General features: G+C 69.1%; 20 protein-coding genes and 4 pseudogenes. 9 read left to right on the forward strand and 15 right to left on the reverse strand.

Translation table 11 applies throughout. From position 1 onward, the window contains the following. Nucleotides 1-70: 70 nt before the first annotated feature. The 4 genes from ACFV3E_RS41100 to ACFV3E_RS41115 all read right to left on the reverse strand — a co-directional run bounded on the left by ACFV3E_RS41100 (nucleotide 71) and on the right by ACFV3E_RS41115 (nucleotide 5087). The gene (locus ACFV3E_RS41100) at nucleotides 71-1150 is read right to left on the reverse strand and encodes an MBL fold metallo-hydrolase (protein WP_500540829.1); all 1080 of its coding nucleotides are present in this window, start codon (nucleotides 1148-1150) and stop codon (nucleotides 71-73) included. A 366-nt stretch (nucleotides 1151-1516) separates the two neighbouring features. Continuing rightward, a complete protein-coding gene (locus tag ACFV3E_RS41105) occupies nucleotides 1517-1795 on the reverse strand; it encodes a hypothetical protein (RefSeq protein WP_500540831.1) in 279 nt (92 codons plus the stop codon). Next, nucleotides 1792-4566, reverse strand: coding sequence for a tetratricopeptide repeat protein (locus tag ACFV3E_RS41110; RefSeq protein WP_500540833.1), 2775 nt, complete (start codon nucleotides 4564-4566; stop codon nucleotides 1792-1794). Before ACFV3E_RS41110 ends, ACFV3E_RS41105 begins: the two co-directional genes overlap by 4 nt. Nucleotides 4567-4616: 50 nt before the next feature. Further along, nucleotides 4617-5087 carry a hypothetical protein gene (locus ACFV3E_RS41115; protein ID WP_500540837.1) on the reverse strand — a complete coding sequence of 157 codons (471 nt, stop codon included), beginning with the start codon at nucleotides 5085-5087 and terminating at the stop codon, nucleotides 4617-4619. 806 nt (nucleotides 5088-5893) lie between these two features. On the opposite strand from ACFV3E_RS41115, the gene ACFV3E_RS41120 reads away from it, so the two are divergent. Continuing rightward, the gene (locus ACFV3E_RS41120; protein WP_500540839.1) at nucleotides 5894-6628 is read left to right on the forward strand and encodes a spermidine synthase; all 735 of its coding nucleotides are present in this window, start codon (nucleotides 5894-5896) and stop codon (nucleotides 6626-6628) included. 102 nt (nucleotides 6629-6730) lie between these two features. Here ACFV3E_RS41120 and ACFV3E_RS41125 read toward each other — a convergent pair whose 3' ends face one another. Beyond that, nucleotides 6731-6895 carry a hypothetical protein gene (locus ACFV3E_RS41125; protein WP_500540841.1) on the reverse strand — a complete coding sequence of 55 codons (165 nt, stop codon included), beginning with the start codon at nucleotides 6893-6895 and terminating at the stop codon, nucleotides 6731-6733. Between the two features lie 84 nt (nucleotides 6896-6979). Here ACFV3E_RS41125 and ACFV3E_RS41130 point away from each other — a divergent pair. Together ACFV3E_RS41130 and ACFV3E_RS41135 are read left to right on the forward strand one after the other, a co-directional pair. Then, nucleotides 6980-7105: pseudogene (locus ACFV3E_RS41130) on the forward strand (IS630 family transposase); the annotation flags it as partial. Between the two features lie 2 nt (nucleotides 7106-7107). Further along, the gene (locus ACFV3E_RS41135) at nucleotides 7108-7719 is read left to right on the forward strand and encodes an SMI1/KNR4 family protein (protein ID WP_500540843.1); all 612 of its coding nucleotides are present in this window, start codon (nucleotides 7108-7110) and stop codon (nucleotides 7717-7719) included. A gap of 371 nt (nucleotides 7720-8090) precedes the next feature. Here the strand turns inward: ACFV3E_RS41135 and ACFV3E_RS41140 are convergent, their stop codons facing one another. Then, nucleotides 8091-9074 (reverse strand): helix-turn-helix domain-containing protein, encoded by a 984-nt coding sequence (locus ACFV3E_RS41140; RefSeq protein WP_500540845.1) that lies wholly within the window; start codon nucleotides 9072-9074, stop codon nucleotides 8091-8093. A gap of 635 nt (nucleotides 9075-9709) precedes the next feature. After that, nucleotides 9710-10720 (reverse strand): helix-turn-helix domain-containing protein, encoded by a 1011-nt coding sequence (locus tag ACFV3E_RS41145; protein WP_500540847.1) that lies wholly within the window; start codon nucleotides 10718-10720, stop codon nucleotides 9710-9712. A gap of 301 nt (nucleotides 10721-11021) precedes the next feature. Between ACFV3E_RS41145 and ACFV3E_RS41150 the strand changes: the two genes are divergently transcribed. The 4 genes from ACFV3E_RS41150 (at nucleotide 11022) to ACFV3E_RS41165 (ending at nucleotide 13646) form a co-directional block, all read left to right on the forward strand. Further along, nucleotides 11022-11369, forward strand: coding sequence for a hypothetical protein (locus ACFV3E_RS41150; RefSeq protein ID WP_500540849.1), 348 nt, complete (start codon nucleotides 11022-11024; stop codon nucleotides 11367-11369). A gap of 397 nt (nucleotides 11370-11766) precedes the next feature. Next, entirely contained in the window at nucleotides 11767-12246 is a 480-nt protein-coding gene (locus tag ACFV3E_RS41155; protein WP_500540851.1) for a TRADD-N-associated membrane domain-containing protein, read from the forward strand. A 180-nt stretch (nucleotides 12247-12426) separates the two neighbouring features. After that, complete coding sequence (locus ACFV3E_RS41160) at nucleotides 12427-12726, forward strand: transposase (protein WP_500540854.1); 300 nt, start codon at nucleotides 12427-12429, stop codon at nucleotides 12724-12726. After that, on the forward strand, nucleotides 12723-13646 hold the full coding sequence (locus tag ACFV3E_RS41165; protein WP_500540856.1) for an IS3 family transposase: 924 nt from the start codon (nucleotides 12723-12725) through the stop codon (nucleotides 13644-13646). The genes ACFV3E_RS41160 and ACFV3E_RS41165 overlap by 4 nt, the downstream gene beginning before the upstream one ends. A gap of 174 nt (nucleotides 13647-13820) precedes the next feature. On the opposite strand, the pseudogene ACFV3E_RS41170 reads toward ACFV3E_RS41165, so the two are convergent. From ACFV3E_RS41170 to ACFV3E_RS41190, 5 genes and pseudogenes are all read right to left on the reverse strand, one after another. Next, nucleotides 13821-14489: pseudogene (locus ACFV3E_RS41170) on the reverse strand (3'-5' exonuclease); the annotation flags it as partial. Between the two features lie 50 nt (nucleotides 14490-14539). Continuing rightward, nucleotides 14540-15343, reverse strand: a complete 804-nt coding sequence (locus ACFV3E_RS41175; protein WP_500540859.1) for a phosphatidate cytidylyltransferase — start codon at nucleotides 15341-15343, stop codon at nucleotides 14540-14542. Further along, nucleotides 15340-17103 (reverse strand): aminotransferase class I/II-fold pyridoxal phosphate-dependent enzyme, encoded by a 1764-nt coding sequence (locus ACFV3E_RS41180; protein WP_500540861.1) that lies wholly within the window; start codon nucleotides 17101-17103, stop codon nucleotides 15340-15342. Before ACFV3E_RS41180 ends, ACFV3E_RS41175 begins: the two co-directional genes overlap by 4 nt. 944 nt (nucleotides 17104-18047) lie before the next feature. Next, nucleotides 18048-18293 (reverse strand): annotated as a pseudogene (locus ACFV3E_RS41185) (transposase family protein); the annotation flags it as partial. Nucleotides 18294-18473: 180 nt separating this feature from the next. Further along, complete coding sequence (locus tag ACFV3E_RS41190) at nucleotides 18474-19304, reverse strand: glycine-rich domain-containing protein (protein ID WP_500540863.1); 831 nt, start codon at nucleotides 19302-19304, stop codon at nucleotides 18474-18476. Nucleotides 19305-19947: 643 nt separating this feature from the next. Between ACFV3E_RS41190 and ACFV3E_RS41195 the strand changes: the two genes are divergently transcribed. Both ACFV3E_RS41195 and ACFV3E_RS41200 read left to right on the forward strand, forming a co-directional pair. After that, nucleotides 19948-20292, forward strand: a complete 345-nt coding sequence (locus ACFV3E_RS41195) for an Imm32 family immunity protein (protein WP_500540865.1) — start codon at nucleotides 19948-19950, stop codon at nucleotides 20290-20292. Between the two features lie 585 nt (nucleotides 20293-20877). Beyond that, nucleotides 20878-21435: a GNAT family N-acetyltransferase gene (locus tag ACFV3E_RS41200; RefSeq protein WP_500540867.1), complete on the forward strand. Its 558-nt coding sequence runs from the start codon at nucleotides 20878-20880 to the stop codon at nucleotides 21433-21435. Nucleotides 21436-21545: 110 nt separating this feature from the next. Here the strand turns inward: ACFV3E_RS41200 and ACFV3E_RS41205 are convergent, their stop codons facing one another. The 3 genes and pseudogenes from ACFV3E_RS41205 to ACFV3E_RS41215 all read right to left on the reverse strand — a co-directional run bounded on the left by ACFV3E_RS41205 (nucleotide 21546) and on the right by ACFV3E_RS41215 (nucleotide 24397). Then, on the reverse strand, nucleotides 21546-22754 hold the full coding sequence (locus ACFV3E_RS41205) for a cytochrome P450 (RefSeq protein WP_500540881.1): 1209 nt from the start codon (nucleotides 22752-22754) through the stop codon (nucleotides 21546-21548). Between the two features lie 51 nt (nucleotides 22755-22805). After that, a pseudogene (locus tag ACFV3E_RS41210) lies at nucleotides 22806-24173 on the reverse strand (NAD(P)/FAD-dependent oxidoreductase); the annotation flags it as partial. Further along, nucleotides 24170-24397: a ferredoxin gene (locus ACFV3E_RS41215; RefSeq protein ID WP_500362223.1), complete on the reverse strand. Its 228-nt coding sequence runs from the start codon at nucleotides 24395-24397 to the stop codon at nucleotides 24170-24172. The pseudogene ACFV3E_RS41210 and the gene ACFV3E_RS41215, both read right to left, overlap by 4 nt. Nucleotides 24398-24434: the final 37 nt, after the last annotated feature.

Below are 24434 nucleotides of genomic sequence, written 5' to 3' on the forward strand. Positions count from 1 at the left end.
CGGAATCGATGGGTGAGCGGGCCCGGTCGGGACCGGGCGGAAAATCAGGAGCGAAGCTCAGGAGCCGGCGTCAGGGGCGGGTGCCGAACGGGCCCAGCGTCCCGGCGTCGATGCGGAAGGACTCGACCAGGGCCGCCGCGTTGTCGAGCGTGAACACGTCCGCGGCCGCGAGGACCCCGGTGTACTTCGCGGCGACCGGTGCGGCGGCCTGCGCCGCCACCGCGTCGAGATAGGTCTTGAAGATCGCCCACGAGTTGCCCTGCGGGCCGTACTTGTCGAAGTAGGGCGTGGGGTCCAGGTTCATGGCGGCCCGCGTGGAGGCTTCGAGGTCGGCCATGTAGGCGCGCTGGAGGTCGCCGTCCGCGCGCACGCCGAGCCGGCCGAGGTGGCCGCCGACCAGGGTCCGCCACGGGTACCCCATGGCGATGTCCTGCGCCCGCAGCCAGGCCGGGATGTCCTGGGAGACCGCCAGGTTCTTAAACGGCACCCAACCCGGATACAGGATGTCGACGACCATCAGCGTCCTGTGCTCCGGCGCGTGGATGAAGATGTTGTCCGGGGAGTGGTTCGGGCCGTGGTGGGCCAACTCCAGCCGTTCACCGCCGACGTGCAGTGTGTAGCGGTCCTCGAAGGTGACGGTCGGCGCCGGGCGGTTCGGGTCGGCGGCGCGCAGCAGCAGGCGCCGGCACTCGGCATGTCCGATGCGCACGACGTCCTTGCCGAAGATCGACGAGGCGCCCACGTGGTCCGCGTGCGAATGCGAGTAAACGAGGTGGGTCACCGTTGCCGGACGGCCGTTGGCCCGTGTCACCTCCGCGATCGCCCGCAGCAGGTTGTGGCCGATGGTCGGAGGGGCGTCGACCAGGACGACGCCTTCCCGGGTGCTGAGGAACATCGCCTGGTAGAAGCCGTCGGTCACCCAGTACAGGTGTCCGTCGATCCGGCCCACGAAGTAGCCCGCGTCGTTGATTCTCGGCCCGGTCGCGGCGGGCGGGACGGGCGCGAAGTCAGGAAGCCCGGGGGTGTCGGCCGCGGCGGCCGCCGTGCCCCCCAGGGCCCCGCCGGCCAGCGCGGCGGCGGCGGGCAGCGCGGCCGCCGTGCGCAGCAGGGACCGGCGGTTCGCCGCGGCATCCCAGAATGTCGTCTTCATGACCGGCCTTTCAGGATCAGGCGATCGCGGCGGACGTCTCTCCGGCCGGGCCTGGGGCTCGGCATGGACATCGATGTCAGCGGAGTTCCTCGCGATCATGGGCACGACCGCTAGGACACCACCGGGCCCGGTCCCTTCGAATCGGGGAAAGACCCCTGTCCCGGAACGCCCCGGCCGCTCGGCACGGCCTGGGGATCGGCCCCGGTGCGAAGCCGGAATGCGCCGTGGTGAAGTCCCCTTCGGGGCGTACCCGCGGCGACGAGAGGTGGCCGCCCTAGAAACCGACCCCATCGTTGTGCGCACGATCACCTGGCCCTGCGACCGCCGGCGCGGCCGGAACGCGCAGTGCCACACCGGCCGGGCTGGTCATACCCCGGCCAGATTCGCTGCGGCATCCAGCGCCCGGTGCCAGGGATAGTCGGCGGGCTTTCCGGTTCCAGGCCGGTTCGGGACGAAGCCGCCGTCGCCGTACAGCACGGTCACGCCCATCGCCCGCAACTTCGCGACGCTCTCCTCAAACTGGAGGTTCTGCACATAGGCCGCGTTCACACAGGGCACCGCCACGATCGGGATGCCCTTGCCGATGCCTTCGGCGGCCACCCCCACCACGAAGTGATGCGTGAGCCCCAGCGCCCAAGAGTTCACCGAGTTGAACGTGGCCGGCGCGAAGACAACAGTTCGGCAAGGTACGCGTGAGCGGCCAGGACGTGGGGATGGCCAGGTCGCAGGACCCGTTGCTGGTCTGCGAGCAGTTGCCGGAAATCGGCAATCGCTCCGATGACGTCACCGGATTTTGCCCGCTGCTCGGCGAGGTCCTGCCGGGTTTCCAGGGTGTCGGGGTGGTTTGGGCCGAGGACGCGGAGTTGGTGATCCAATAGCTCACGGAATTCCGCCACGGCACCCGCGGTGTCTCCTGCCTTGGCCTGCCAGTAGGCGAGGTTATGCCGGACGGCCAGGGTGCTGGGATGGTCCGGGCCGAGTATCGGTACCTGGTCGTCGAGGAGTTGCCGCAGCCCAGCTACGGCTGCGGGCGCGTCTCCCGCTCTCCCCCGCCAGTAGGCGAGATTGTGCCGGGTGGACAAGGTGTCCGGGTGCGCGGGCCCGAGGATGTGCAGCCGGTCGACGGCGAGCGGTTCCAGTACTTCCAGGGCCGCAGCTGCGCCGTGCGCCTCCCCCTGCCAGCCCGCAAGGTTGTGTCGGGTGCTCAAGGTATGGGGGTGTTCGGCGCCGAGGATTCGCGTCTGATCGGCGAGTAGCTCCTGGAAGTCCTCCGCAGCCGCGGCCGCGTCACCGGCCAGCCCCCGCCATTCCGCCAGGTTGTGGCGATTGGTCAGCGTGTGGGGGTGGTCGGGGCCGAGTACGCGCAGCCGGTCGCCCAGTAGTTCGGCGTAGTCGTCCACGGCGCCGACCGGATCACCGGCCCGCCCTCGCCAGAAGGCCAGGTCGTCCCGGGCGTGCATGGTGTCGGGGTGATGCGGCCCAAGCACGCGAGAATAGTCCGCGGCAACCAGTTCGAGGGCGGCGGCGGCCTCGGCGGCGGCGCCGGCCCGCCCGCGCCAGTACGCGAGGTTGCGGCGGGTGTCGAGGGTGTCGAAGTGGTCTGGGCCGAGCACTCGCAGCGAGTCGGTGAGCAGTTCGGCATAGGCTTCGGCCGCGCCGGCCGGGTCTCCGGCCTTTCCCTGCCAGTCGGCGAGGTTGTGCCGTGCGCTCAAGGTGCTGGTGTGGCCCGGGCCGAGCACCCTGACCATGTCGGCGATCACTGCGTGCGTGTCGGCCGCCGCGCCGGCGGGATCTCCGCCATGTCCCCGCCAGAACGCGAGGCTAGCGCGGGTGCCCAAGGTGTCGGGATGGTCGGGGCCGAGCACGCGTAGCCGGTCGGCAAGCAGCTCGCGCTGGCTGTCGGCGGCGCCGGCGAAATCCCCGGACTCCCCCCGCGATCTTCCGAGGGCGTACCGGGCCCGGAGCGTGCTGGGATGGTCAGGGCCGAGCATTCGTGCGGCCTGGTCCACCGCGTGCCGGAAATAGGCGACGGCGTCTGTGGCCAGGCCGGCCTCGCCGAGGCTGTCCCCGGCCCGGAAGATGATCTCGTGTACCGCGGGCTGCCACAGCTCGTCTGAGGTGCGGCGGGTCAGCGTGGCCGCGCTGGAGCGCAGTGCCTGGGCCAGGTCGATGTCGCGTTCGATCGCGGGCCAGGCCGCCAACAGGGCGTCGGCGGCGGCACGTGCCAGCGGGCCGCGGCGGGCTTTGGACAGGCTTTCGCGGGCGGCGCGCTGGATGAGGCTGTGCACGCGCACCGCCCGGTGCGCAGCGGCGGGGTCGAGTTCGGCCAGGCTGAGCCGGCTCAGGCAGCGCAGCGCGTCGGCTGCGTCCCCTGTATCAACCTGCCATCGCGCATCGAGGCTTGTGCCGCTGGTGACCGCGCCGGCGGTGCGGTACCGGGTCAGGTAGGCACGGGCGGGCGGGCTGGTGAGTACCGCCTGGGGGATTCCGTTGGGGTCCAGCATGCTGGCCAGCTCCAGCATGGGGCGCGCCAGCCCAGCCGGGCGCAGCCGGTCGGCCTGCTCGGTGGACAGCGACCAGGTGGCGGCCAGCACGGTGCGGTGGTCGTCGGGCAGGCCGCTGTCATCCGGGGCGAGGTCGGGCAGGGTCCGGCGGCGATCGGCCAGTCGGTCCCGGTAGGTCGCGCAGTCCAGGTCCCGGTCGGTCAGGTAGGCCGCGGCCTGGGCCAGGGCCAGCGGCAGGAATCCCAGGTCCGCGGCCAGGTCCGCGATCTGGTCAGGCTGGTCTGTCCGCTGGTGGGCGGCGAGCTTGGCGGTCAGGTACGCGCCGGCCTCACCAGGGGTGAACAGGCCGACGTGGATCAGTCGCCGGCCTCCTCCGGTCAGTGCGGCATCGCGGCGTCGGGTGGTGACCAGCACCCGGCCGCGGCCGCTGGCCGGTGGCCACAACCCGCGCAGGTCGGCGGGGTCGGCCACATCATCCAAGACAATCAGCCACCGCCGGTCGGTGGTCTCCAGCCACGTAATGAACCGTCCCGCGGCCTGTTGCGGGTCGCCCGGATCAGCTCCCGCCACCTCGACGCCGGCCTGCACATACGCCGCCACCACGGCATCACGGCTGCCGGCGTTGACCCACGCCAGCAGATCCACCGTGCCCGCCTGCCACGCCGCACGCGCATACGCAGCGGCCAACTGTGTCTTGCCCACCCCGCCGGTCCCGGCCAGCACGAGGCACAGCAGCGCCGTCCCGTCGTCGGCCACTGCCTCATCCAGCACATCGGCGACACCACGATGCTGGAACGATTCGGCCTGGCCGGGCACTGCGCCGACCCGCCACGGCCACGACACCGGCGCCCGCCCATCGACAATCACCGATCCGGCGTGACCGACAGCCACACCGCCGTACTGGGCCAGCACCGAGGCGCCCGCGGCAACGTCCGGGCTGCCAGGAGAAGTACCGGGCGGGGTCAGGCCTGGACCGCGCCCGGCCCGGGAGGGCCCGGCGGCGCCACGTTCCCGTGGATCACCCCCGCGGCAATCGCGCCGCCAGATGCCGAGATGTTCACATCCCGCCCCGCCGCGACTGCGTGATCCCCTGCGGACACCGCCCCGGCCGGCAATACCACCTGGATCTCGTCGACCAGGGCCCGCAGTTCAGCCTCCACGTCGGGGTCTTCTTCCAGCAGGTCCGCCAGCCGCCCAGCCCATCGCTCCGTCTGGAAGGTACGGGTCTGCTCCAGCTCGGCACCCCCCGCCCTCGTCAGTTGCCGACGTGTCTCCTCCAGCCGATGCTCCACCAGCTGTTCCTGCCTCGAGTCGCCACGGCCCAGCAGCCGGGCGAACCTGTACCTGGCCGTCTCCCATGCATCGGTGGTGGCGGCAGCCACCACCGTGCTGCCGGCCAGCGACGCCAGCGCCGTCAGGGCCTCCGCCAGCATCTGCCGCCCCCTTCCCTGCTGCCTGTTACCCAACCGTCGCACGGCATCCCGCGAGCACGCCATCAGCTGATCGCCGGGTACGACAAAGCTAAGTAGCTGCGACTCGGCCGCCGCAAGTCCTTCCTGCGGGTGGCCGCGTGAAACAGCCCGCGGCCAGTCGCGCCGTCAAACGACGCCCGGTCTGCGCCCCGAGGGAGCACCATGGGGAACCTCAACTGATGCACGGAATCTCATGGAGTCGATGGGTTCCCGGGCCAGCGAGCCAAAGGACCAGCTCAGGTCAGATCGAGGCAGCAGCGCCCCGTCTCATTCGATCGCCGGATGGCAAGGTCAGAACGCTGACCGTGGTCGCCATCCCCAAGAAACACGGAGACTTCACACCCGCCGCGCGCACCGGCAAGCCCAGATCATCACCCGGAGCGCGCGGCGGGCCTCCTCCCGTCACAACGCCAGCCACCCCACCAGAAGAACTCCCGGCCACCGGGTACAACGTGCCCGTCCCGGCGGCATCCGCAGCTTCCGACATGGACGGGCTGCACCAACTCGCCGCTTCCACCCCCGCCCCCTCACCGGCGCCCGGGGCCTGGCCCTCATCCAGCCCTCCTCCGACGAACCGGGGCGCCACGACGGCTACAAACCCGCCCGGGTCAGCAGCTAATCCATGCGATCGACGAAAAGGAACGGCGAGGCACCGGCGGCCTCCGCGACGCGCTCGCAAGGGTCGGCGAGGAGTCGGAACAAGGACGGGAGCGGTAGGTTTCGGTGGGGCGCGACCGCGCTGCGGACGCGTTGAGGAAGGCGAACGGATGAGCGCGCGTTTCGAGGAGATCGACTGGCGCACGACGCCGCTCGGCGACATCAGTCTGCGCCGTCGGCGGGACCCCGAGTCCGGCAACGACGTGTACGAAGTCAAGCTCGGTGACGAGTTCTTGATGTCCAGCCTCTTCACAGCAGGCGAGATCGCGCTCACCCAACTCGGCCTGGCGAAGACGCCGGGCACCGAACTGGACGTCGCCGTGGGCGGACTCGGCCTCGGCTACACAGCAAAGGCGGCACTGGACGACCCTCGGCTGCGGTCGCTGATCGTGGTCGAGGCACTCGCCGAGGTAATCCACTGGCATCAACGCGGCATGGTGCCGCTCGGCGCCCAGCTGACGTCGGACCTCCGCTGCCGACTGGTCCAAGGCGACTTCTTCGCGATGGCCGGCGACCCGCACGGCCTCGACCCCCAGACGCCGGGCCGCCTTTTCCACGCCGTCCTGCTGGACATCGACCACTCACCACGTCACGTACTGCACCCCCGCCACGCCGCGCTCTACCGGCCCGCGGGACTGCACGCCCTTGCCGAACAGCTTCACCCCAACGGAGTCTTCGCCCTGTGGTCGAACGACGCACCGGACGAGAACTTCAACGCGGCACTCGCACAGGTCTTCGCAGAATCAGAAGCCCACGTCGTCGAGTTCGACAACCCACTCCAAGCAGGCACAGCGGCCAACACCATCTACGTGGCCAAGAAGGCAGCAAGCACAGCCATCATCTAAAGCATGCCGTACCCGCATCCCCCTCCCCACCTGCCCTGACCCCGGACACGACGGCGGTCCCCCACCCAGCCCAGGTGCGGAGCCGCCCTCGGTCGCAGCCAGTCAGGCGACCGGCTTGACCCGCTCCACCGCGCCAACCCGCACCGACTTGATATCGGAGACCTTGTCAAAGTCGGCGTGGTCCAGTCCGTCGCGGGCGCTAAAAAACTTGCACAGCTGGTAACGGTGGGGATTCAGCAGCCCGTCGTCAACTCCCCGAGTCGTCACAGTCTTTACTGACTTCGGCTCGTCAGGGTGAATCTTCGCGAAGTCCCTGAAGGGCCTTGGGGGGGTGGCTGTATCCCGTGATGTGTGAGGTATGCGGATGGGGGCGGGCTGACCGCTGTGGAGCGGCAGCGCCGGGAGACGGTACGGATGCAGACAGCCGAGCTGTTCGAGCAGGAGATCAAGCCGGATGAAGTCGCCCCTATGATGCGCCGGTGGGATCTGTCACCGAAGCATGGGTTCGAATCGAAGCTTGGCTGCTGCGGCACACGCCGACGAGTGCCGCGTTCCTGGCTCCTCCGGCGACCGCCGACGCGATCGGCACCGCCGCGGACAAACTGGGAATGACCTTCCCGACCGACCTGATCGAGTCCCTGCACCGCCACGACGGAACGAGGGAGTGGCTGCGGATCCTGCCCGCGGCGCCCACGCTGTCCGTGGCCGGCATTGTGGGTGAGTACGAGGAACGCATGGACATCGCCGAGGACGTCGACGGCTTCACCGCCTCCGGCCCCGACGGCGAGTCCTGGTGGAATGAACGCTGGCTACCGTTCGGGGCTTCGGACGGAGGTCTCCAGATCATCGACCTGCGGCCGGGGGCGGGCTACGGCCGAGTCGGATGGGCACCGGGCGACAACCCCGCCGACTTCTCCGACGGCTGGCCGTCACTGGGCACCTACCTGGCCGACGTCGCCGAGGCCCTCGAGAGCGCCGGAGCTGTCGGCGCATGGCATCCCTACCTGACCGTGCGCGACGAACTCTGGTGGACCATGGCGGAAGCGACTGAGGTCAACGGCGAGCCCCTCCGCCCGGCACCTCAGCTCTGACACCCGCTCTGTCAGATGCCCGGATCCGCGCCTATCTGACTTCGGCTTGTCAGGGTGAGGCTGGGTCGTCGAGGGTCAGGCCGGTGCCGGCTATGAAGCCGTCGAGGGTGTCGGGCCGGTTCGGAGCGTCCCGGAGGACCGGGCGGCCACTCTTCCAGAGCCATCAATGGCAACGGTCTATCAGCCATACCCGGTCTCCCGGACCGCTTCATATTCGTAGGGACGGTCTATGTCTGGAGCTGCTCGGCGGGGTGATCGGGTCCGCCGACCGCCTCGGCGCGCTCGCGCCCTGAGGCCGGCGGGTGTCGTCGCCCACCGGTCCCGAGCGTTGGAACCCCCTGGGTCACGGAAGCCCGGCACGGGGCCCGGCGTCAGTCAGGCTGGTGAGAGTCGGCTCTCCCCGCCGTGTGTTGCAACCGCAGCTCGCGGGGGCTCAGGCCGTACGTGGTCTTGAAAACGCGACTGAAGTGGGCCGCGCTGGCGAACCCCCACCGGTGGGCGATGGCCTCGATCGTCATGAACTGATGCACTGGCGAGGCCAGTTCTTTCTTGCACTCCTCGAGGCGCTGCGTCCTGATCCATTCACTGAGGGTGATACCCGCTCGGGACAGGGTCACGTAGAGCCAGCGTACGGAAACGTCGTGCTCGGCGGCGATACGTTCGGCGGTCAGGTCGGCGTCTGCCAGATGCAGGCGGACGTATTCCTGAACGCGCACAAGAAGTGTGCTGTTCAAAGGCGCTCTGGCCAGATCGTCCCGGTCCAGGGCCACGGTGACCACAGCCCTGATCAGGTCGACACTGGGCTCCGCGAACAGGGCGGTATCAGCTTCGCCGGCTGCGGCCTGATGGCGGGCCAGCCGGGTGAAGAATGCCGCTGTGGCACCCACGACCGGGCGCTCCGAACTGATTGGCACTGCGGTGATCTGGTCGAGCAAGGACGGCCGCAGCCCCAGGACATGCGTGGGCACGCGCACGAGAACCGAATCTGTTGAGCCGTGGAAAAGGACCTCATAGGGCTTCGCATTGTCGAGCACCGTGAGATCCCCGGCCCTTCTCAGTGCGTGCCTACCCCCTTGGCGGACATCGGAGACCCCCGCCTCCTGGAGATGGACGAGAACGTGCGGCACCATGTCCTCGTCCACCGGGGCAGCGGTGCACAGGAGGCGGGCCACGTTCCAGCCGATCTCCGAGACTTTCACCGACCCCAGCGTGTTGGTGGTCGCATAGGCCCGCTGGCGGTGCGGATTCGGCGGAAGGTCCACCTCTACGCGGCCGTTGATGGACCACGAGAATTCACGGATCGCGTCCGCACGATGACCAGGAGCCAACGACGCGGCGTCGAGTCGAACTGCCATACGGACTTCCTCCTGAACAGGTCGCGGAGCCTGCGTAGCGGGCACGTTTTCCGTGGTATTGCGGCCAGTGGCCCATTTCGCAGGTTTTACTGCGTTGCGCATCTTTATTTCTGCTTGGCCTTGCGGTACACCGGCGGGCCGCCGCTGAGGATCCGGGCCGCTCCGGGGGCGGGTTCACCAGCACGCTCCACCTGAGCGCCGACGGCTGCTGCCGCCCGCCCCCTGCTTCCTCGGTTCGGGCCGCCGGGACCCGCAAGAAGTCCGACAGCCTCGCAGCGGACAAGGCTTACAGCAACGGACCCATCCGCGCGTGTTTGCGTCGTCGCCGTATCCCGCACACCATCCCCGAGAAGACCGATAGCAAGGCCGCCCGCCTGTGCAAGGGCTGGGTGGACGGCCACCCGGCTTCGACGAAGACCGGTACAGGAAGCGCAACACCGTCGAGCGAACGATCAACCGGCTCAGGCGGCACCGGGCCGCATCCTTCGCCACCAAGCGGCGCGCATGTCGTCGGCCAGTTCGGGCAAGCCAACCCCGGGCTGCGCCGAGCCATCCAAGGCGAAGGCCGCAGGACGAGCCTGCCTGTCGATGCATGCGCCCGCATCGCGTGGCGCGGATCGGTACGGCAGCACCGATCACCCGCCGTGTTGGTGAGAGGGGAGATCGAAGGCCTGCAAAGGATCAGTCTGCAGGACGCCGGTCTGCCGCCACTCCATGGGAGACACGCCGTAGACCGAACGGAAGGTGCGGCTGAAGTGCGCGTGGCTGGCGAAGCCCCAGCGGTGTGCGACGGCCGCCACGGTCTGCCCCGCGAGTTCCGGGGATACGAGGTCCCTTCGGCATGCCTCGAGTCTGAGGCGCTGGATCCAACGGCCGACGGTCATGGGCTCGTCCTGGAAGAGCTGGTACAGGTAGCGAACGGAGATGTGGTGTTCGGCCGCGAGTGAGGCCGGGCAGAGTGCGGGGTCTTGCAGGTGGGCGCGAATGTAGCTGCGCAGGCGTCGCAACAGGTCCGCCTCCGCCGCAGGCGTGGCTACTTCCTTGATGTTGCCCTCCAGGGCGACCAGGGCCGTCAGCACGTCGACGATCCCCCGTTTGAGGAAGTCCTTCGGAGTCGGCGCGTGGATGCAGCGGTCTGCCATCGTGACGAGTCCGTTCACGTACGACGCGAGAATTCCGCTGATGCCTTGACCGGTTGAGTAGGTCCGGCCGGTGACCAGGCGCAGTGCCGAGTCCGGGAGATCCAGCATCTCGCGCGGGACTGTGACGAGGTGCCGTCGTACCGGGCCGGTGAACTCGACGGCGTAGGGCCTGCGGGTGTCGAGGATGACGAACTCGCCGGCGGCGACCGGGGTCTCCTGGCCGTCCTGACGCGCGACGCCGGCACCGGTTCGTTGCAGGCTCACCACCAGCGACTCGTCGCTGTCCGCGGCGATGAGCGGCGCGGTCCGGGCCAGCCGTTGCGGGCTTGTCTCGATGAAGCCGGCTTGGACGCCCGCCACGCATGCCCGTCGAATGGCGCCATGGATCATGGCCTCTCCCAGGCTACGGACCTCCATCTGGATGAACGCCTGGCCCACGGCGTCTGCCCAGTACTCGGTCCGCTCGCCGGGCGGTTTGATGTCAGTGCGGAATGCTTGGATCACGATGCCCTCGCAAATTGCCAGGGAGCCATTGCGTTCCCGGGACCTGCGCAACGCGTCCACGCATCGCGCGACGCCGGGAAGCCCGTACCCTGCCAACGTAAAGCCCAGCCGCGGTCACCGACCGCCTCCCGGGCGATACTGCGGGACACCCCCAGACATGCGATCGGGAAACTGCGGGAAAACCCGGATACCCCGGCCGGCAGGTTGTGCCGGAGTCCGGCGCCGGGAGACCCGAGCCGCGCACGAGGCGATCCGGGCCGCGCTCCCCGATCACACTCTCATCGCCCCAGAAGGCAAGTCTGTGCTGCCCGACGCCATCGAGCGCGCCGTGCGGCTGCCCTGCTGCGTGCTGTGGCCGGACAAGGACGGCGACAACCTCGGGGGGACGGGCGTGACGGCCAACAAGCTCGGCGTCGGCATGGTCCCCACCGGCAACACGGTCCCGCTAGAGGAGGAGATCACAAACGGCAAGGTCTCCGGTAACAGGTCGGTGAAGGTCGTCGACGTGGAGCAGACACCGACCGCCGGCTTACCGGCGTCGAGCGGCGGACGCCACCTGTGGACGGCAGGGGCCACATTGCCGTGTGTCACGGAACGGGTGGACGACACCCGGGGCGGTCGCCATGCTGTTGCTCATGCCGAGCAGTGATGAGCCCCAGGCGCCGACCACCAGGGGCACGAGTACGGCGCGGCCTCGTATCAGGCCCTGGCAAGCGTTCGGCTCGGTCTTGCCCTCTGCGGTCGGCGTTTGGGCCGTAGTCCAATACGGCTCACCGGAAGTGCAGTTGATCGCCACCGCGCTACTTGCGATATCAATTGCGCTATTCGCGATACGCGTTAGCGTCCTATTTGCCAATAAGTCTGCGATTGAGGCTAGTCGCGTTCGCGTCCGGGAGGCGGAGCGCGACCTAGAGAATGCTGTTCGCCTCCACGCCCATACCATCGTCGTAGGTAACGACGGACCCCCCGTCAGCACGCCTTCATCGAACAACACCCCCATTGGGCAAGACGGCAACCCGTATGCAAGCCAGGCCGAGAGCCACCGCTTGACCCTGGCAGAGCAGTGGAAGCTCACGCATGCGCGGCTCGATCTCTACCACCAGATCGCACTGGAGCAGGCAAAGAAGTCTTTCCGGAATGCCCAGATCTCAATGGGGCTAGGGTTTGCTCTCCTCGTCGGTTTTGTCGTCGTCGCGTTGAAGGCGAGCACTACTGCGGGAAGCATCGTCGCCGGTGGCCTCGGCGCGGTCTCCGCAGGCTTGGCCGGCTACGTCAGCAAAACGTTCGTCCGGTCCCAGGAGGCTGCGGCTACACATCTAAGGTCGTACTTCGACCAGCCGTTGGAGTTCTCCAGGTTCCTCGCTGCAGAAAGGCTCGTGGCCGATGCCGGTCTGACCGCCGAGCAGCGGCGCGAGGTTGTGGTGGCCATCGCTCAGGCCATGGTCGCCCCGGCTGCTGCTCCGGTAGCTGCCAACGGGGAGCAGCAGGCTGCGCAGGTCCCCCCGTCGCGCAATGGAGCTGCGTGACGGGGAGGGGCCCAGTCAGGGGGTGTCGTTCCCAGACCCGGGCAAGTTGGTTCTGCCGGTAGACGCTCCGGTAGGTCGGGGCGGGCGTGCACTCGTAGACATATGCCTGGGCCTTGACCCCTGATCTTGGACACACGAGACACTGGATCCTGAGGATCTGAGAACGGACATCTCGTGGTCATGAAGCACTATCCGCCGCAGTTCAAGGCGGACGCGGTCGCGCTGTACCAGTCGCGGCCCGAAGCGACGATCAGGTCGGTTGCCTCCGATCTCGGGATCAACCCCGAAACCCTGCGGAACTGGGTCCGGGCGGCCGGTGCGAGCCAGCCCCGCGGGCGCCGGGCGGAAGTACCGGCCGGGCCGCCGACGCCGTTGGAGGCGGAGAACGCGGCTTTGCCCAAGAAAGTCCGCGAGCTGGAAGAAGAACGCGAGATCCTGCGGAAGGCAGCCAAGTATTTCGCCGGGGAGACGCGCTGGTGAACCGCTTCCAGTTCGTTGCCGACCACCAGCGCCGCTACGGCGTGAAGCGGCTGTGCACCATCGTCGGCATCGCCCGCTCCAGCTATTACTACTGGCGCGCGACGGCCGGGGACCGGGCCGCCCGGCAGGCGGACGACGCCTGCCTGGCTGCCCGGATCCGGGCCGTGCACCACGAGTCCGACGGCACCTACGGCGTCCCCAGGATCACCGCCGAGTTCCGCGAAGGGGGCGAGCGGATCGATCACAAGCGGATCGCACGCGTGATGCGGAGCATCGATCTCGCGGGAGTGCGGCTGCGTCGCAGACACCGCACCACGATCGCGGGTGCTTTGACTGCCACGGTGACGCCGACGAGCACGGCGAGATCTGGATGCAGTTGTTGTGGTGAGCTTGACATTGACATGCCATTTCTTCGCCACCAGAATCAGCCCGTCGAAACGGCATCACAGGGGGAGAATTTGATCAAGAACAAGCTTCGCATCGCAGCCATCGCCCTCCTCACGCTCGGGGCGAACGCCCTCACCCTCGCAGGCCCGGTGTCAACGGCTCACGCGGGAGCGTTCGGGACGGTAGAGAACAGGCTGCCGTCGAGCTACACCGTCAAAACCGCCCGCTTCCTCAGCGACGGCGCCAGCAAGTGCAACATCTGGAACCCCAGCGGCGGGAACGACGGCAGCGCCAACGTGGTTCGGGCCACCTGGAACTGCAACACGCGATGGCTCCCGTCCGGAAAGTCCAGCGACAGCGAATTCGGCTGGTTCTACGACGCGGACGGCGTCATGGTGGAATCGAACTACATCTATCAGGACGGCAGTTGGGCCCAGTCCCCCACGTCCTTCATGTGGACACGCTTCCACGATTACGACAGGGTCATCTGCGAACTCGACTACTACGGCCGGCCTCACTGCTACACCGCATAGCCTCACACACCCTGTCGAAACGGTACTTTGGGGGCGGGCCATGGGCTGGGCCGCCCCCAGATCCACAGCCAGGAGGGCGGTTTCGCAATGACCTTGCGATGTCGCCGCCGGATTCACGCTACGCGTGCCAGAGTCAATTCGGCAGACGGTTCGAGCCGGATCCTGCGACCACTGCGGATTGCCATCGGGGGGTCCGTTGATCCAGGTCAGCCCGCCGAGGTCGAGGCGGGTACGGGCGCGGGTGACGGCGACGTAGGCGAGGCGGGCGTCGGCGTCGGCGTCCGCGTCGGCGTCGGCGTCGGCGATCGGACCGGGCAGGGGGCTTCCGTGCTCGTCGGTTTCGTCGCTGTCCTCGGATGGGTGGGAGTCGTCGGCGATCTCAACCTGGGGCCATTCGCGACCCTTGGCTTTGTGTGCGGTCGACACGGTCACCTGCGCGGCCTGTTCGCGGACCAGGAGGTTGACCGCGGCGAGGATGGCGTCGGTGCCGTGGTAGCCGACGAGGTCGGCCAGGGGCTGCAGGTCAGCGCCGGCGGGGTCGTGTTCGGCGTAGTCCTGCAGTTGGCCCCAGGGGGTGAACAGCACCAACTCGGGGTGGGAGGTGCGGCGTCCGTCTTTCAGGTCGCATCACGCCAGCGCCAGCGCCTGCAGGGCAGCTCCTCCCCCGGCCGGTGCGACCCTGCGGCTCTTAGCGAGGAAGCAGAAAATCTGGGCCATGGCGACGATGTTGCTGCGGCACAGCACTACGTCCGGCTGGATCACCTTGCCGACCTGGGTGGGGATCGCATGGCTGCCTTCCAAACGGATCGGGGTGTCGGCGATCGCCAGCCACCGGTTGGCCTCCAGCCAGCAGGGGTTCGAGCTTGCCGCGTATGAAGCCACCGCCCCGTGGCTCACTCCAGCACCAACAGCACCGCCAGAGCGACGAGGAGGGAATCGATCCGGTCGAGGATGCCGCCGGAGCCGGGCAGCCACCGGCCGGCGTCCTTGGCGCGGGCGCCCCGCTTGACCATCGACTCCAGCAGGTCCCCGAGCGGGCCGCCGACCGCCACGGCCACCGCCGTCTGCCACGTCAGGGAGGACAGCACGGCCAGCGTGAGGAGACCGGCCGCGGCCCCGGCCAGCGTGCCGCTCCACCGCTTGGCGGGCGACAGCGGGGAGAGCCGGGGGCCGCCGAGACGGCGACCCGCCGCGTACGCGACGATGTCGGCGATCGACACGGCCACGAACAGGACGAGGCCGAGAGCGCCGGACGATACGAGGCCGGCCAGGGCGCCCAGCCACACGAGCCCCAGCAGGCCCGCCCCCAGGCGGCGGAGCCCGTGCTCCACGTCGCCCGAGAGCAACGGCACCCCGGCAATCGCAAGCGCCCCGGCCGCCGCCACCCGAAGCACCTCCCCGGGGGCAAGCCAGGCGGTGAGGACGAGTCCGACGATCGCCGCGCCCAGCACCGCCCGGTCCACCGGACCCAGCCGGAGCAGCCCGCCGAACTCCGCCACCGCGACCACACCGACCACGGCCGCGAGCACCGCGATCCCCGGTGGACCGAGCCAGAACGCGGCGGTCACCAGAGGCACTCCGAGCGCCCACACGCACCAGCGGACCATCAGTTCACGGCGCTGGGTCGCCGCCACCGCGACGCCACCGACCGCCAGTGCCCCGCCGAGGTACGGCACGAGACCGGCGACCGTCGTCACCGGGAGGCCCGTCCCGGCGCGCCCGACACCACTGCGGCCGGCGTGCGCAGCGCGTCCAGGGCGCTCTGGCACGCCGCCACGATCCGCGCGTTCTCCGCCGTGTCGCGGACGGCGATCCGGACGGTCCGCCCCTCGTACGCCGGGGACATCGGCGACAGGTCACGCAGGAACACGTCGTGCCGTCGGCACTCGCGCACCAGCCGCGCCGCGCTCGGTCCCTCCGGCGGCAGGGTCACCGTGAGGAAGTTCGCCACCCCCTCGTCGACCGAGGAGAACCCGTCCAACTCCTCGAGGTCGCACGCCAGTCCCCGGCGCAGCACATGGGTGCGGGCCCAGCGCTCCGCGTAGTACGCGGGGTCGCGCAGCGCCGTCACGGCAGCCAGCTGGGCCGGCAGGCTCACGGGCCACGGCGGCGTCCAGCGCCGCAGCTCCCCGGCCGTCTCCGGACCGGCCACCAGGTACGCGGCCCGCATCCCCGACAGCGCGTACATCTTCGACAGCGAGGTGCAGACCACGACCCGGGCGTCGACCGAGGCGAGCCCGGCAAGCGAGTCCGCCGGATCGACATACCCCAGGTACGCCTCGTCGATCCACCACCGGGTCCGCACGGGCGAGGCCTCGATCACCGCGCGCAGCGCGTCGGCCGGGGCGTGGCGGCCGGTCGGGTTGTTCGGGTTGACCACGACCACGAGGTCGTACCGTCCGTCGCCGGTCGTGGTGGCGAGCCGGGCCGGGTCGAGCAGCCAGCCGTCCTCCCGGCGCAGCTGGAGCCGGTCGACCCGGCAGCCGATCACCCGCTCGGTGACATGGGCGTACTCCCCGTAGCCCGGATCGAGCAAGAGCACCCGGCTGCTCGGCGTTAGCCACCGGCCGAACGCGCGGAAGATCAGATCGGACGAGCCCGCCCCGACGACCAGCGACTCCACCGGCAGCCCGCGGACCCCGGCGATCTCCGCGAGCAGTCCCTCCGCGCCCGTCGGCGGCGAGGTCCGGGCCGCCCACCCCGGATCCTCCGAGAGGACCGCGCGGACCCCTGGGGACGGCGGGAACCAGGCGTCCAGCACATCCGCCGCGACCACCTCGTGACGGCGGGTCAGGGTTCGGAAGTCGGTTCCGATCGCCGAGAAGAACGCCCCGCCGTGCTCACAGCCGTCCGCACGCGGCGCGAACGGCACGTCGAGCCGCCAGTCGAGGCCCGTCCGCAGCCGCTCCAGGATCCGGCCGTGGCGCTCCGCGACGGTCCTCGTCAGCTCGGCCACGGAGCCGCTGAGGACTTCGAACGAGACTGCGCCCGAGCGGACCGTGCGCCCCACCGGCCGCAGCCCGGCGGCGAGGTACATGTCGAGCAGCTCCGTGCGTCCCATCGCCACCACCCGGCGGCCGCCCCGCGCCGCGACCCAGCGCAGCGCCGCGTACATAAGGAGTGGCGCCGCCACGGTGGACCGCCAGTGCTCCTCGACGGTCAGGACGCGGATCTCGAACGGCGCCTCCTCGGTCAGGACCGGCAGCTCCTCGCGCGTCAGGTACTTGTCGAGTGAGTAGCGGCCGACCCACGGCGGGGTGAGGCTGACGAAGCCGATCCGCGTCTGGCCGCGCGCGGCCACGAGATAGACGTTGTCGCCGTCGAGTCCGTCACTCAGCCTTCCCGACGGATCCACCGGATGCTGGCCGAGCTCCTCCGCGTACACGCGGTGGCGCAGTTCGTGGATCCAGTCGTGATCCCGAGGAGTGGCAGTGCGCAGCTGCAGGGCGTGGTCCATGCGTATGTCCCCCTGAGACGGTCCGGCGTTCGCCCCCAGCATGGAGGAGTCCGGCAGACGGCACCTGAGTACGCGTACTCAGCCGGGCAGCGGAGGAGTTGGAAGCGGTCCAGGTCAGAGCCGAGTCCATGGGCAGGTGCCGAACCACCGGCGCTGGCCGTGCCCTGGCACAGATGTTCGGCCGCGCTTGCTTCCAACTCCTCTGGAAGCGAGTCCTGTTGTCGTGACGGGCAGATGGCGTCACAGAAGTTGTGCCAGAGCCGAAACTCGCAACAGCAGCCGCCACGGCGCCGACGATCGCCGCGGCGTAGGCCAGAGTTGTCGCGCTGTTGCGCCTGTTCCGCCCACCGCGTGGGGGCGGTTGTGACTCGGGCTCGGGGGACGTTGCGGAGTTGTCGCTCGTGCTGCTTGTCGTCGCGGAAACCACCTTGGTGCGCTGACCAGGAGAGACCCACTCCGTTCCTGTTGCCGCAGAAGAAAGGCTCACGTCTGAGGCACAGGAAGCGTAGGAGGCGCGCAGGCCGATTCCCATGCGCCCCTTCGCTCAGACAACGGCACCACTGCGGACCGAGCAACGGGCGCTCAGTCGCAGGCTCCACTACGCGACCCCGCGATGGGGTGTACGCACTCGGCCCCGGCGTCGCCCTCCCCCATCCAGCGACCAGCCCAGCGTGGGAGCAATCATCGGCCCGAGCTCGTCGATGCAGACGACCGTGGCGCCGACGGGTGGACTGCGGTAGAGCGCTCAATGCGCCGCTGAAGTGATGGCGACGAGGGTGTCGAGCACGTCCACCGGCCAGGCACCACCTTTCGCAGTGACCTACCTCAGGCGGGATATGGGTCTTGGTGCGGCGGTCGGCGTCCGAAGTCCATTCCTCAAGGTTGTCCCGTAAGTGATCTCGCCGGCCCTGCGGACGCGGGCAACCGGAGCGCGGTCGGCCTGGTTATCCGGTGAGGGCAAGGTTGCACAGGCGGGCAATGCCGAGCATGGCGTGGTGGACGCCGTAGCCTTTCAGGTGGCAGTCGCGGAGGATCTTCCAACCCGTCATTCGGGCGAAGATGTGCTCCACGCGTGCCCGAACTCGCCTGTGGGAGCGGTTGTGTTCCTCTTTTCAAGCCGGGAGTTCCTTGCCCTTGGTGCGGCGGTGCGGGATGACGAGTCCGGTGCCCTGATAGCCGCCGCGCGCTGGATCGGCTGTCTCGGCCGTACGTGGCTTTCGCCCACGCGTGAAGCAGCTGGGGGCGGGCGGAGGGCCGCGCAAGACGCCTCCGTCGGCGGCCTGAGCACAGGTACAGCGGCCCGGGCCCCGCGTGGGGGGTCCGGGTCGCTGCACTGTGCCGTGGCAGGCGTCAGGCGATGCGCAGGCTCGCTACCACCAGATGACGACGTATCCCTTGACGCCGTTGAGGGCCGGTTGCGGCCCGCTCGGGGCACCGTCACCGCCCGTGCTCGCACCCGGCGGGTCGGTGTCAACGATGCCGTCCACCGCAGGTCGCCCACCCTGGCCCGGCAGTACCGCGGAAATGTTGGGAGGCGTGCCCTCCGCGCCCTGCCGGGTCGTACCGCCGGCCGAACAGGAACCCTCCCCGCCGGGACTGGGAACCAGAGGTGTCGCGCCGAAGTGCCCGCCGGTGCCGCCGAAGGCGGTCGCGAGAGTACCGCCGGGGCCGGACACTGTGGTGTCCCCTCCCTTCGCACCGTCCGTGAGCTGGGCCGTGGCACCGAGCCCGCCTTGGCCGACGACCACGGTGTAGGCCGTCCCGGGCGTCACCGGTATGGCGCACCAGGCGAAGCCACCGGCACCGCCGCCTCCGCCGATGGCGATGGGGAAGCCGGCCCCGCCGCCGCCCCCGCCGCCGCCCCACAACTGGACGAAGACCTGGGTGACCCCGTCGGGCGGGGTGAACGTCCCGTTGTCGGTGAAGTCCTTCAGGTCGTGCGGGGCGGCCGGAGTCCCCGGCGGACCCGGAGGACCCGGAGGACCGGGACGACCGGGCCGGCCCGAGTGGCCGTGGTCCCCTGGGCGGCTGGGGCAGTACCCGGGGAAGTGGGGGAAGAGGTTGCACGGGTCGGCGAGACTGTTCTGAACGCCCGGCTTCGCGGCGTCGGCCTGGCCGCCGTCCGCGCTCTCCGCGTTCGCGGCACCTGTCAGGGCACTGGACGCCAGGGCCACGCTCGCGGCCATAGTCCACATCCGCATGCAGCCTCGGCGTCCTCGTACGGACGCCTGAGGCATGGCTATTCGGGACAACACGTCACCTCCGGGAAAGGGCTCGCGACAGGCGGCAGACGCCGCTTCCAAGAGAGGGAAGCTGTCGTGGACAGCGGCGAGCCCACACCAAGAATCACCCTGAGTGGCCTCATGTGCACTTTTGGTAGCCGACTGGGTGATCCCGGCGTCCGGGGCATTGCGGCCACACGGCAGCCCGCCCGGCACCGCGGGTCCCGGTCCGGCACGGCCAGAGAAAGGCCGCCCGTTCGCAGGGCCGACAACGGAAGACGCAACCGCAGATCCCGCCGCGGAAGTTCGCCGCGCCGACGGGAGAACCGCGCACGCCACGCCGTGAAGAGCATGGGCGCGGCGTGCGCCGTTCCCGACCGGGGGCAGCACCCCGGTCACCACACATGCCGGGGTCGTTCCGGCAGTGACTACCTCGACGACGCCCCTCCACCGGCAGGCGGGCGAGGAACGGCATCGGCCCGGCGCAGGCGCACCACGGAGTCGTTGCCGCCATCGGTAAACAGCTCAGCCTCTATTCGTTCCATCGGAGCCCCCGTCTCATTCAGCGCCGTTCACGAGGGTTCAGGGTGGGATCGGAGCCAAGCGTCGTACACAGCCCTCTGTGACATCAACAGACTTGGAAAGCGTGCGCGGGGACCCCGTGTGGTTCATCTTGAGTGGGGAGACCGTGATGGCCGGCATGGCACCTGAGTCGAACCCCGGCCCGCCCGCGTCGACGCACCTGACGACAGTCACCGATGCCGTAGGTCAAGGTTTCACGTGGGACGACAGCGCGCGCATCGAGGTACGCGGCCTCGGGAGCGAGATCATTGTCGAGACAAGCGCTGGCAGGCTCAGAACCTTGGCACGTCACTTGCTCACGCTCGCTGAGGACGGCACCCCGGACGGAGCGCATCTGCATCCGCTCTTTCTCACCCTGACCGATGCGAAGAGGCGGCTGCTGTAGATCTCCTCGGCCCGCCGCGGCGCCTGCAGCGAGATCACGGCCGCCCGCTACGACAAGCTGTGCGCGTGGCTGCGGGCACTTGAGTTGACTGCCGTGGCCGACCTGGGAATCGTCGGTCTGGACGACGGCAACGGGGGGCAGCCGGCAGTCGTCACCGGGCAAGGCGAGCGGCGGCAAGCGGCTCTCCTCGCCGAATAGGGTCTGAACCAGCTGATCAGCAGCCTGCGGGCCACGGTCGAGCACGGCTTCGCGAGCCTGAAGACCTTCCGGATCCCGACCAAGGTGCGCATGCATCCGCGTCACGCGACCGCGCTGGTGCGGGCCCTGCTTTTACTGACGCACCACCAGGTAGCGCGGGGACGGACGATCTCCACGCGACGATCACCCTGATGAACGGCGCGAGCACCCCAACGACTCATCCCACCAGACCCGGTGATCTGCACGAATCACGATGAAACGTGACTGATTTGGTGGTCAGGCCGGGGTGGGGATCCAGGCAACTGGCACGCATCTGGCACGGGGCCGGCAGCGCCGCCTCGGCGTGCCTGTTGGCCTCGCGCGCAGTGCAGCGTGATCGTATAGGGCATGGCATCGTCCTGGACCGGTAAGCGGGTGCGCCTGCGCACTATTGAGCCCGATGACTGGTCGGCGTTCGCGCGCTTCGCGGACGATGACGGGCGGCGAGTGGGCCGGTTGGAACTGCCGCGGTCCGCCGAGAGCTATCGTGCCTGGGCGAAGGAGCAGGCCGTTGCCGAGTGCGATGACGACCGTTTCCGGTTGGTGGTCGAGACGACGGCCACGGGGGAATTGGTCGGCGCGGTCGGCTCACATCGCACCGGTCGTTGTTCGGGCTGGTTCGAGTGTGAAGTCATGATCGGCGCCGGCCACCGGCGCAAGGGCTACGCGGCGGAAGCCGTGGTGCTGTTGCTGCGCTTCATGTTTGCCGAGCGGCGCTATCACAAGTGCCTGGCGGCGGTTTTGGCCGACAACGAGGCGTCGTTGGCGCTTTTTCGTCGGCTCGGCTTCACCGAGGAGGGGCGCTTGCGGGAACACGTTTTCTTCGCCGGCGGGCATCACGACCTCGTCATGATGGGCGTGCTCGCCGACGAGTTCGATCGGCGACACACGATGAGCGGGCCGTGAGCAGATCGTCCGGGCGTGTGCGGAACGGTACTCGGACTTGATCGAGGTTCGTCTGTTGAGCCAGCCGGTTCGTCCGCGGCGCGACCTTGCAACTGCCCTCGGTTGCCGCGTCAGCCGTCACCCTGCTGGATGTCCAGATGGATCGGGCCCCGAAGAACGGGGCTGGGCCGGTACGGCGGTGGGTCGGCGACCAGCCTGGGGCGGTCGAGGCGGTGTACCAGCTCGGTCAGCGCGATCTGGGTTTCCCGCCGGGCCAGCGGGCCGGCGAAACACAGGTGGATGCCGCTGCCGAACCCCAGGTGCTGATTGTCACGCCGATCCGGGTCGAAGCGGTCCGGATCGTGGAAGCGCTTCGGATCGCGACTGCCTGAGGCCAGCAGGAGCATGATCTGCGAGCCCTGGGGGATGGTGGTGTCGGCGACGGTGATGTCGCTGTACGCCGCCCGCCAGGGAATGATGTGCACGGGGGGCTCGTAGCGCAGCAGTTCCTCGACCAGCGGCACGACGAGGTCCGGTTCTTCGCGCAGTCGCTGCAGCACCTGCGGGTGGCGCAGCAGCGTCAGCATGCCGTTGGTGATGAGGTTGACGACGGTCTCATGGCCGGCAATGAAGAGCAGTCTGGCGGTGGCGACGATGTCTGCGTCGGCCATCCGACCATCGGGCCCGTCGTCGTTGGCCAGCCGTGACAGCAGGCCGTCTCGCGGCCGGCCATGGCGCTGTTCCACCAGCTCGCCGAGACACTGGCGCAAGTCCTTGCGGGCCTGTATGCCCTTGTCCAGTTTCTCCTTCGGGTCGGTCTCGGGGTTGTAGTCGATCGAGTTCATGATGTCGTTCACCCAGAGGTGGAACCTCGGCTCGTCCTCGCGTGGCACGCCGAGCAAGTGACAGATCACGGTTACGGGCAGCGGGAAGGCGAAATCGTCGACGACGTCGATCTGCTCCTTGCCCGCCAAACCGTCGATCAGGCTGCCGACGGTGGCGGTCAGGAAGCCTTCAAGTCCGGTCACCAGCCCAGGGGTGTGCGGGGGGCCGAAGTGACGCATCGCCATACGCCGCAGGCGATCGTGCTCGGGCGAGTCCATGTGGATGAACGAGGACGTGACCCGTTCCGGGGCTGCGGGCATCGGCGGACGCGTCAGATTGCGCGCGTCGGAACTCAGATGCGGGTCGTTCAGTATGTTCGTGATCTCGCGATAGGTGCTGATGACGTAGCTGCCGTCCTCCTGCCGAGCCACCGGCGTCTTGCGCAACTCGGCATACAGCGGGTAGGGGTCGGCCCGGGCGGAGTAGTCGAAGATCCGTTGCAGCGTGCCGGGCATGTGGGTCGTGGTCGTCCGGCCTTTCTCCTGCCCATGCTGGTGCACGGCCGTGACGCGGCACTCACCCGGGTCATGGCCTGTGACGACCGCCGTGGCTTCCTGCGCGAGCAGGGCGGGGCCGGGGAAGTCGGCGGGCACCGGTTTCATGTCGGTCGGCTGGTCCGGCGTGGGGCAGGAGGGCGGGAAAGGTGCGGCTGTCTCGATCAACCGTCGGTAGTGGTCCAGCCACTTACCGTTGTTGAAGCTGGCGGCGGCTGTGACACGGCCCCGATAGCCATATGCGGCGACGAAACGGTGGTCGTCGAGCGATCCCTGGGTGACCAGCACCTCGTCGGCGAAGGTCGGCACGCCGACGGACTTGATGTTGACGCCGAACTGGATCGACCAGAACAGCGGGACGGACAGGTGGGGCCGGCGGTCCGCCTGGGCACTGACCATGTTGTGTGCCGCGACCTCTGCCTGCTCCACGGCGTTGGCCCAGTGCTCCATTGAGATGAGCCGGTAATCGTAGATGGGGTTCGGGCAACGTGCCACGTCTCCCGCGGCGAAGACGTCGTCGATGACGCGGCCATGGATGTCGAGGGCGCGGCAGCCCGTGTCACAGGTGATTCCCCACACGCCCGCCGCCAGTCCCGACCCCCGCAGCCACTCGGTGTTGCGAACGCTCCCAAGTGCCACCACCGCCACATCGGCGTCGACCGTACTGCCGTCGTCGAAGTGAGCACGGCAAAACCGTCCCTGCGCGTCGCCCTCCAGCCGGGCGACCTTGACACCGCACCGCAGGTCGACACCGTGAGCGCGCTGCATGTCGGCCGCCACCTCGCCGATCATGGCGCCGAGCGCCCCGACCAGCGGGGCCGGCGCGAGTTCGGCGACCGTCACCGGGATGTCCCGCTCGCAGCAGACGGAGGCGATCTCGGAGCCGGTGAATCCCGCACCGATGACCAGCACCCGGGAGGGCCGGGCGGCAAGGGCCCGCTGCAGGCTCTCGGCATGCTCGCGTGTACGCACCACGAACACTCCGTCCAGGGCCGCCTCGGACTCGACGAACCACGGCCGGGCCCGTACCCCGGTGGAGATCAGTACCCGGTCGAAGGGAACCTCGCGTCCGTCGGCCAGACGCACGTGGTTCGTCGCGAGGTCCAGCCGGCCGGCGGGCACCCCCAGCAGCCACTCCGCATCGATGCCACGACGGCGGGGCAAAGTGGTGCCCCCGGCCGGCACCCACCCGGTCAGTACTTGCTTGGACAGGGGAGGCCGGTCGTAGGGCTCACCCAACTCGTCACCGATCATGGTCAACGATCCGGCGAAACCCTCGTCTCGCAGAGCCTCCGCGGCCCGCAGCCCCGCCAGCGAAGCCCCGACAACCACGATGCGGCCATCGCGCTTGAACGCACGCAGGTTGTCGACACCGGTCATGACGGCGGCGCCTCCGCCGGTGCATGCCGCGCCTCCAGTCGGTCGACCAGGATCGCCTGGACCGGGCAGGCCGCCGCGGCGCGGAGCACCTGGTCGCGCTGGGCGTCGTCGGGGTTCGGGTCGTACATGAGCGCTTCCTGACCGTGCATCCGGAACGCCTCCGGAGCCAGGAACGCGCACTGCGCGTACCCCACACATCGGGAAAGATCAACGACGACTTTCACCCCGACCTCCACAGGGAGTGGGAGCTGCAGACCCTCA

It is taken from the genome of Streptomyces sp. NPDC059718 (genome assembly GCF_042733315.1).
In the GTDB taxonomy this organism is placed as follows: domain Bacteria; phylum Actinomycetota; class Actinomycetes; order Streptomycetales; family Streptomycetaceae; genus Actinacidiphila.

Coding starts and splice junctions, on each gene's coding strand:
- ACFV3E_RS41115 (WP_500540837.1), bottom strand. CDS start 5,087: ATGCTGGCGGAGGCCCTGACGGCGCTGGCGTCGCTGGCCGGCAGCACG.
- ACFV3E_RS41140 (WP_500540845.1), bottom strand. CDS start 9,074: ATGGCAGTTCGACTCGACGCCGCGTCGTTGGCTCCTGGTCATCGTGCG.
- ACFV3E_RS41205 (WP_500540881.1), bottom strand. CDS start 22,754: ATGCCCGGCACGCTGCAACGGATCTTCGACTACTCCGCCCGGGCCGAC.
- ACFV3E_RS41160 (WP_500540854.1), top strand. CDS start 12,427: ATGAAGCACTATCCGCCGCAGTTCAAGGCGGACGCGGTCGCGCTGTAC.
- ACFV3E_RS41100 (WP_500540829.1), bottom strand. CDS start 1,150: ATGAAGACGACATTCTGGGATGCCGCGGCGAACCGCCGGTCCCTGCTG.
- ACFV3E_RS41190 (WP_500540863.1), bottom strand. CDS start 19,304: ATGCGGATGTGGACTATGGCCGCGAGCGTGGCCCTGGCGTCCAGTGCC.
- ACFV3E_RS41120 (WP_500540839.1), top strand. CDS start 5,894: ATGAGCGCGCGTTTCGAGGAGATCGACTGGCGCACGACGCCGCTCGGC.
- ACFV3E_RS41200 (WP_500540867.1), top strand. CDS start 20,878: ATGGCATCGTCCTGGACCGGTAAGCGGGTGCGCCTGCGCACTATTGAG.
- ACFV3E_RS41180 (WP_500540861.1), bottom strand. CDS start 17,103: ATGGACCACGCCCTGCAGCTGCGCACTGCCACTCCTCGGGATCACGAC.